General features: G+C 53.8%; 4 protein-coding genes and 1 pseudogene. All 5 read right to left on the bottom strand.

From position 1 onward, the window contains the following. Window positions 1–167, bottom strand: a 167-nt coding sequence (locus GFJ39_RS12995; protein ID WP_153431790.1) for a DUF1275 family protein, incomplete at its 3' end; no start/stop codon positions are given. A 682-nt stretch (window positions 168–849) separates the two neighbouring features. Further along, window positions 850–1,089, bottom strand: a pseudogene (locus GFJ39_RS12990) (helix-turn-helix domain-containing protein); the annotation flags it as partial. A gap of 221 nt (window positions 1,090–1,310) precedes the next feature. Next, on the bottom strand, window positions 1,311–2,849 hold the full coding sequence (locus tag GFJ39_RS12985) for an efflux transporter outer membrane subunit (RefSeq protein ID WP_228391957.1): 1,539 nt from the start codon (window positions 2,847–2,849) through the stop codon (window positions 1,311–1,313). Window positions 2,850–2,867: 18 nt separating this feature from the next. Then, window positions 2,868–6,203: an efflux RND transporter permease subunit gene (locus tag GFJ39_RS12980; RefSeq protein WP_153431784.1), complete on the bottom strand. Its 3,336-nt coding sequence runs from the start codon at window positions 6,201–6,203 to the stop codon at window positions 2,868–2,870. 3 nt (window positions 6,204–6,206) lie between these two features. Continuing rightward, window positions 6,207–8,902 (bottom strand): efflux RND transporter permease subunit (locus GFJ39_RS12975; RefSeq protein WP_153431783.1); only part of this gene is annotated, 2,696 nt, incomplete at its 5' end.

The raw sequence follows: 8,902 nt of genomic DNA, 5'->3' as shown, positions 1-8,902 counted from the left end.
CTCCGTGCGTAGATCGACGCCAGATGACGGCGACGACCTGCATTGACCAGCAGCGCCGACAGCACCGCGCCGGCGACGAAGGCCAGTATCAGACCACAGCAGGACAGGACCAGTTCCAGATGGCCTTCATGTAGGCCACTCGCCAGTGTGGAGACATTGCCGGTCATATTGGCCGAATAATAACCCACAGCCAGCCGTCGTGACTGACCGCATGAGGGAGACTCCGTGTTTGTCGGTTTCCCCCGGACAGCGATCTTTTTTATGGGCGAGATGGTAACAGCCTGTGCTCTTCCGACAAAGCTTCCTGTTTTCAATTTCTTAGGACGGTATCGTCAGGGATTGTGGATTTCCACACGCTGAAAAGGGGTAGTCTCCCTACAGATAAATGTTGACGCCGACAGACTACATGGAACAAATCAGGAACATATAATCAGGAAATTTGCCTGCACAAGGACCGTCGAGCCGTGACATGACTGCTGAAATCCATAAAAAACCCGGTCTGCAGACGCTGTGGGCTGCGATCAACAGCACGGACTGACTGACCAGTTTCATAAGAAGCCAGCACAACCCGACGCCTGAACGCATCATCATAGGCCCGACGCCGTTCGCCAACAATTTCAATAACCGGATGAAGGGCTCGCGATGCTGTTCTGATTGCTCTGTCATGAACAGAACACATCACCACACCATAAACTCAACAAGGCGTCTCACTCCGGAAGCTTACAACAGGTCGCCGGGTGAACGCCCTTCCATCAGGCGGTCCAGGAGGTCTTTATCAATGCTCATGCGGGGGCTCCTCTTCGAGCAGGTTATCACCACACCGCACAAAATTCAGGATAGTCCCGGAGCGCCCCCACCATGACGATCAATCAGACCCGCAGGTCCTTTAGCGTTAAAGCGCAAAACCCAGTCCCGAACGATCTGTCGATCCGTTCCCGCAAGACGGGCCGCTTCTCCACGTGTCGCCCCGTCATAAATCGCGGCAAGCGCCAGAAGGCGCCGGGACTGGTCGGCATGTCTGCTTCCTCGGGCCACACTGCGCACCCTCGTTGCGTCATAGTCCTCTCGGAGTGCGACTGCCCTGCTCATCAGAGATACCTTCCTTCAACAATGGTATCCTGTGAATCACAATTCAACGCCTATGGGTACCCCCATGAGTCACATCCAAAACAATTTAGTATAGAGATGGGCCACAGCCTCCGTTATCTCACGCCGCCCAATGTCCCAAATCTTGCGACGACGGATACTTCGCAGGGTCTTGAAGCACGAACACTTTCTGGAGAAACATTCCCGAAGCAGCTCATCAACGGCTACTTCCCGCTATGTTTCTCCAGAAAGGCCGGAATAAGAGGATTATCCTTCTGCAGGGATCCTTTTGATGGAAGCTGTTGAGTATTCCAGCCGCCCCCAAGATCGACGATCAGTTTCACACTTGCCACCAAACGGCTTTCCTGAATTTGCAGCGCTGTCTCCTGATTGCTGAGCGCCGTCTGCTGGCCGGTCAGGACCGTCGTATAAATTGCTGTTCCGTATTGGTACTGACTGAGTGACACATCTGCAGCATGGAGTGCTGCCTGAACAGCCTGCTGCTGCTCGCCAGCCTGCTGTTTCAAAATCCGCAAACTCGACAATTGGTCTTCCGTGTCCTGTAAAGCCGTCAGAACGGTCTGTCTGTAGCTTGCCACGGCGCTGTCATAGTCAGCATTGGCTTCCTGCACGGCCGCCGTTCTTGCCCCCCCTTCGAAAAGGGTTTGCGAAGCGGATGCGCCCAAGGACCAGATACGATTGCTGATCTGAATGAGCGACTGCACCGGGTTGCCACTGTATCCATAGGAAGCCGAGAGAGAAAACTCTGGATAGAAAGCGCCGATTGCCACGCCGACTGCGGCATTATACTCCTCCATGGCACGCTCGGCAGAAGCAATATCCGGCCGCCGTTGCAGAAGACTTGCGGGGACGGTGACAGGGATATCAGGGACAACGGATGTCATGATGTCCCGATCCAACGAAAGTTCTGCAGGCGGTTTACCAATCAGAACAGCAATCGCATGTTCATACTCTGAACGACTGACATCGGTCGCTGTGGCACTGGCTCGTGCGGCATCCAGAGTATTTTGTGCCTGCCATTCATCACTGCCATTGGCCGTCCCCCCTTGGTGCTGGGCACGAATAATGGCCAGTGTATGTTCGTATAACCGGATCGAACGTTCCAGCAGCGCTTTCAGAGTGTCCTGATACCGAAGCTCAAAATAGTCCTCGGCCAGTTGCTCCTGATAGGAGAGTTGTGCGTTCGCCAGATCGGCTGCACTGGCCTGTGCTGCTGTCACCTGCTCCTGGATTTGCCGGCGGATTTTCCCCCAGACATCAATCGTCCAGTCGGCCGTCAGTTCGGCGGCATAGGTATTGCGTGTCATGCCTGAACTATATTGTGTCCCACTGGTGGACGTTGCTGTACCCCCCTGACTGTTACGCGAAAAATTCAGGCTGCCCGAAAGAGTTGGGTACAGGCTGGCTCGTGCTGCTGTGACAAGTGCCCGAGCCTTGCGATATTTGGCCTCATATTCCTTGACGTTCTGATTGGAAAGCGACACCTGCTCCTCAAGGGCATTCAGAACAGGATCATTATAAATTGCCCACCATTGCCCCTTTGGGATGGCCGCCATCTCGGGACGGGCTTTATCCCATCCTGGAGCGGGTTGCGCCTCTTTAAAACGTGCAGAAAGAATAGCTTTTGGACGTTTATATTCTGGGCCGACAAGAATACAGCCGGACAGAATAGTTGGCGTGAGCAACAGAAGTATGGCTTTTGCCGTGCGCGCACGAAGCATCGGAGGAAATTGCAACATCATTTTTATATTCCGAAATGCTCAGGATCTGTGGAAAGAGGATGGTCTGAGACGCTGGACGAGACCGCGCAAAGTAGCTGGCAATTTCTGCCGCCCCCACATTCCCAGACGATCAAGGTAAATATAGACGACCGGCGTCGTGAAAAGCGTAAGGATCTGGCTCAGGGCGAGGCCGCCAATAATGGCGATGCCAAGAGGGCGATGAAGTTCAACGCCATACCCATTCCCGAACACCAGCGGGACAGCACCTAATGCCGCGGCCAGAGTGGTCATCAGGATCGGTCGGAAACGCAGCATGCAGGCTTCGTGAATGGCCTCGCGTGCGCTCTTGCCATTCTGCCGTTCTTCACTGATGGCAAAATCGACCAGCAGAATTGCATTCTTCTTGACGATCCCGATCAGCAGAATGACCCCGATCAACCCAATCAGATCAAATTCCTGACCACACAGGTAAAGCGCCAGCAAAGCACCAGCCCCCGCTGATGGAAGGGTCGACAGAATGGTGAGCGGATGGACATAGCTCTCATACAAAATGCCAAGCACAACATAGACAGCAGCCAGGGCAGCCAGAATGATCAATGGTTCGCTGCTACTCTGGCTCTGAAACTGGGCCGCGGTCCCGGCAAAGCTGCCATGTATTGAGGACGGAATTTTAAGGCGGACCATTTCGTTGCTAATAATACGGGTCGCATCAGACATTGATGCACCTGATGCCAGATTGAACGAAAGCGTTGCCGCAATGGCCTGCCCCTGATGATTGACGTTGACCGGCGTTGTCCCGCGGGACATCCGTGCGACCACGGAAAGAGGGATCATCGTTTCAGCATCTGAAGAAACGGCCGAGCCACTCGACGCGCTGCTTCCTCCTGCCAGACTGTTTGCAATCTGATTGGTAAAGGACTGGCTGTTCTCTGAAGAGGAAGATGTGTCCGTCGTATCGGAGGAACTGCTGGATGACGACGAGGAGCGGATACTGTTACTCTGCGTGCTGCCACTTGCTGTCCCGCCGGAAGCACTGACCCAGGCCAGCTGCAACATGTCAGCGTTTTTCCAGTATTGCGGCTGTACATTCATCACCACACGGTACTGGTTCAGTGCGTTATAAATGACCGAAGCTGAGCGCTGACCAAAAGCGTCATAAAGAGCATTGGCAACAAGCTGTGCCGTAATATTCGTACGCCCCGCCAGATCGCGGTCCAGCACCACTTCTTCAGCAAGACCTTTCTGCTGAATATCGGTAGAAATATCTTTCAGCTGAACGTGCTTTTGCAAAGCCTGCTGAAGGATGGGAACCCAGTGATAAAGGTCTTTGGCGTCATCACCCTCCAGGGTGTACTGATAGGCACCGTTACTGCTCCGAGGACCCGTTGGAAGCAGACTGGGGACCTGAGCAATAAACTGCCCCCCTGCAACATCCGAAGTACGGCGTCGAAGGTCCGCTACAGTCTGCTGAATTGAAACCTTGCGATCTGACTTGTCCTTAAGCTCCACGAACATCATTGCCTGATTGGCGGAGTCACGGCCTCCAATAAAACCCACGATACTGTCAACGTCCCTGTTCCCTAAAACCGTGCCTTCTACACCTTTGACCTTGGCCATCATCGCATTGAATGAAATCGACTGATCCGCCACGAGATGAGCCATCAGCGATCCGGTATCGCTTTCTGGGAACAGACCTTTCGGCATCAGGAAAAATAGTACGCCCATCAAAAGAATGGTGGATGGCAGAGAAAGGAGGACCAGAACCGGGTGCCTGAGTGCACGATCCAGAAGACGACCGTATATTGCGTGCATCCGGTCAAGCATTGCCTCGATCTGAGTTGATAATGCAGCCAGCCTGCCACGATGCGCAGAAAGCCTGTGGGCCTCTTCGTCGTCTTTAGAGCGCAAAATATAGGCGCACATCATGGGCGTCAGTGTCAGGGAAAGAACCATCGAGACCAATACTGTGATCGAGATGGTCATGGCGAATTCGTGAAGTAATCCACCAATAATACCGCTGAGCATGGCAACAGGAAAGAAAACCGCCACGAGGGAAACAGAGACTGAAAAGACCGTGAAAGCGACTTCCTGCGCTCCTTTCAGAACCGCCTCGGAATGCGGCACGCCAGCTTCAATATAACGACTGATATTTTCAAGAACGACAATCGCATCATCAACGACAAATCCAGTCGCAATCGTCAGAGCCATCAGGGACAGGTTGTCCAGGGAATACCCCATGAATTTCATGACTGCGAACGTCGCGATCAGGGACGTCGGAACAACGACGGCCGGAATCAGGGTTGTCCGGGGAGAGCGTAGAAAGACCAGTACCACCCCTACGACAAGCAGGACCGACAGGACCAGCGTACGCTGGGTGTCATCCAGAGCGGCCCTGATCGTCTGGGAACGATCACTACTGACATGAAGTTCGACATCGGCAGGAAGCGCAGAAAGCAACGTCGGAAAGCGAGCACGGATCTCGTTGATAGTCTTGACGACATTCGCTCCCGACCGTGGAAAAATAATCGCCAATACCGCCGGAGAGCCATTGAAAAATCCCCCTGTTTCCACATCCTCCACACTGTCTGTAACTGTCGCCACGTCCTCCAGATGGACAGGCCGATTACTTCTGTAAGCAACAATCAGTCCCTTCAGGTCCTTTGCTTTACGGATCTGGTCATTGGTTCTCAAAATCAGGCGCTGTTTCCCGCGGGTAATAAAACCTTTGGGCGTGTTGGCATTGGCAGATGACAGCGCTGCACGGATATCTTCAAACCCGATCCCATACTGATACAGTTTGAGGGGATTCATCTCGACACGAACAGCAGGAAGCGCACTCCCTCCCAGTTCCACTTCACCCACACCGGTTACGGAATCAAGATGCTGTTCAAGAACATTGGTCGCTTCATCGTAAAGCTGGGCGGATGTCCGGGTTTTCGATGTCAGCGCCAGCACCATGACCGGCATCCCTGACGTGTTGGCAGCGCGATATGTCGGGTCCTGCCGCAAAGTTGATGGCAGGTCACTACGGGCAGCACGGATAGCAGCCTGTACGTCTCGGCCCGCACTGTTGACATCGCGCGAGGAGACGAACTGAAGCGAGATATTGACCTGCCCTGTAACAGATTCCGACGTCATGGAATCCAGTCCCGCAATCGTCCCTAAATGCCGCTCCAGTGGTTCGGCAATAGTGCTGGCCATTTCCTCCGGCGTGCCACCGGCCTGCTGAGCCGAGACCTGAATCATCGGCATATCGACATTGGGAAGATCGGAAACGGGGAGCTGGTTATATCCTATGATACCCGCCAGTATCATACCGATTACGATCAGGGTTGTGCCAATCGGGCGCTGTATGCACAGGGCAACAGGAGACATTTCCTACTCTCCCGCCGGCGCTGAGACGCCACCATGACGTCTGTTCCGCCAGGCTGTCACATAGAGACGCAATTGCTCCATTTTCAGGTAAATGACGGGCGTGGTGAAAAGAGTGAGCAACTGACTCACCATAAGCCCACCAACAATCGCGTATCCCAACGGACGGCGTAGTTCAGAGCCAACTCCCGAGCCAATGGCCAGCGGGACAGCACCAAGCATAGCAGCCAGCGTCGTCATCAGAATGGGGCGGAAACGTAGCTTAGCGGCCTGCACGATGGACGCTTCAGATGACATGCCTTCAACCCGCTCGGCTTCAAGCGCGAAGTCGATCATCATGATCGCGTTTTTCTTGACAATGCCAATCAGCAACACGATGCCGATAATGCCCATGATATCCAGCCCAGCCCCTGTCATCCAGAGCATCAGCAAGGCTCCCACGGCAGCGGACGGCAGCGTTGAGAGAATGGTCAGGGGATGGACAAAACTCTCATAGAGCACACCCAGCACGATATAGATGGCCGCAAGAGCCGCAAGAATCAGCCAGACCTCACTGGACATACTGCTCTCGAAAACCTGAGCTGTTCCCTGAAAGGATGTCTGCATGGTTGCTGGCAGACTTAGCTTCTTACGTGCCTGCTCAATGGCGGAAACGGCCTCTCCGAGTGCATGGCCACTCGCCACGTTGAAGGAAATCGTAGCAGCAGGAAACTGACCCACATGCGTTATGAGCATCGAAGCCTTGGCAGGCGTGATTTTGGCAACTGCCGAGAGAGGCACAAGCCCGGATGTCGGCTGCCGTGTGGGGCCTGACGTACTGCTTCCTGTCGTCGCACTCCCAGCCATGTAAAGCTGGTCCAGTGATTCCGGACGTCGCTGGAACTGGGGAAGCGCTTCAAGGATTACGCGGTACTGATTGGACTGGGTATAGATGGTCGAAATCTGACGCTGACCGAATGAGTCATAGAGCAGATTGTCCACCGTCTGCGGCGTAATGGAAAAACGTGCTCCGGTGCTACGATCCAGTGTGACATCGGTGGCCAGAGCCTGCGCCTGAAGATCAGATGTGACCTCGGACAGCGCGGTAGATTTCTGAAGCTCCTTGACCAGTCTGGGCACCCAGGTTTCGAGCCGTTCCGCGCTCGAATCTTCAATCAGGAACTGATATCGCGTGGCGGACACAGTGGTATCAAGCGTCAGATCCTGTACAGGCTGCACGTAAAGCTGTGTTCCGGGAACCTGCAAGGCTTCCTGCTGAAGACGCCGGCCAATTTGCGCGGCAGTCAGCGTCCTCTTGTCATGTGATTTCAGATTGATCTGAAACCGCCCCCGGTTCAGCGTTGTATTGTCGCCATCAACACCGATATAGGACGACAGGCTGGCAACATCGGCATCCCTGAGAAGCACGTCTCCCAGACGCTTCTGCAAAGCCTTCATTTCATCAAAAGAAATGGAGGCATCCATCACGGAAATACCCTGCAGAACGCCGGTATCCTGTTCTGGAAACAGTCCTTTTGGGATGATTATCACAAGCCCGGCCGTAACGATGAGCGTCATCGCGAAGCAGATCATTGTGAGTGTCTGATGCCGCAGAACACGCGCAAGCCCACGATCATAAGCATCAATCACACGAGCGATGAGCCGATCCGTCGCTGCGGCCCAGCGCGGTTTGGATTTGGCATGATCGTGGTCCTTCAACAGGCGTGCGCACAACATGGGCACCAGCGTCAGGGACACGACGGCTGAAATGACGATCGTTACGGCTAGCGTGACCGAGAATTCATAAAAAAGCCTTCCGATCACATCGCTCATAAAAAGCAGGGGGATCAGAACAGCAATAAGGGAGACCGTCAGAGAGATAATTGTGAAACCAATCTCTCCTGCCCCGTCTACAGCGGCCTTGTAGCGGTCATCACCTTTCTCGATATACCGTGCAATATTTTCGATCATGACGATGGCATCATCAACAACAAAACCGGTTGCGATCGTCAGGGACATTAGTGACAGGTTATCAAGGGAAAAGCCCTCGAAATGCATGACAGCAAGTGTTCCCACAATCGACAAGGGAACGGACAATGCCGGGATCAGTGTCGCGAAAGGATCATGCAGAAAGACGAAAATAACACCGACGACCAGAACAAGAGACAGCAGCAGTTCAAACTCGACGTCTGAAACCGATGCCTGAATTGTCGTTGTACGATCCGTCAACACCTTGATTTTCACGCCTGCAGGCAGATCAGCCTGCAACTGGGAAAGTCTGCTCTTAATGGCGTTGACAGTGCTCAGGATGTTAGCCGAAGGCTGACGTCGGATATTCAGGATGATAGCTGGATCAGCATCGGACCATCCTGCCAGTTCCGTATCTTCCGGTCCTTCCGAAACCGTCGCAATGTCGCGGATACGGATAGGTCCCTTGCTGGTGCTGGACCACCCCACCACCTGATCAAGAAGTTGCTTTATACTGGAGATCTGCCCCTGGAAATTAATGGTTTTGCTCTGGAACTCTCCGTTGAAACTTCCAGTAGGCGTATTGACGTTGACGTTGCCGATCGTCGTGCGCAACGTATCCATATCCAGCCCGTAGGCGGTCATTTTGGGAATATTGACCCGGACGCGATACGCTTTTTTGTTTCCCCCCGAAAGCGAAACTTCGCCGACACCTGATATCTGACTGATTTTCTGTTCCAGACGGGTTGCCACGT

The sequence above is a fragment of the Gluconobacter aidae genome (genome assembly GCF_009547075.1).
Classification (GTDB): Bacteria; Pseudomonadota; Alphaproteobacteria; order Acetobacterales; family Acetobacteraceae; genus Gluconobacter; species Gluconobacter aidae.
The sequence above is the reverse complement of the archived record's forward strand: the minus strand, read 5'-3'. Positions and strand labels throughout refer to the sequence as shown.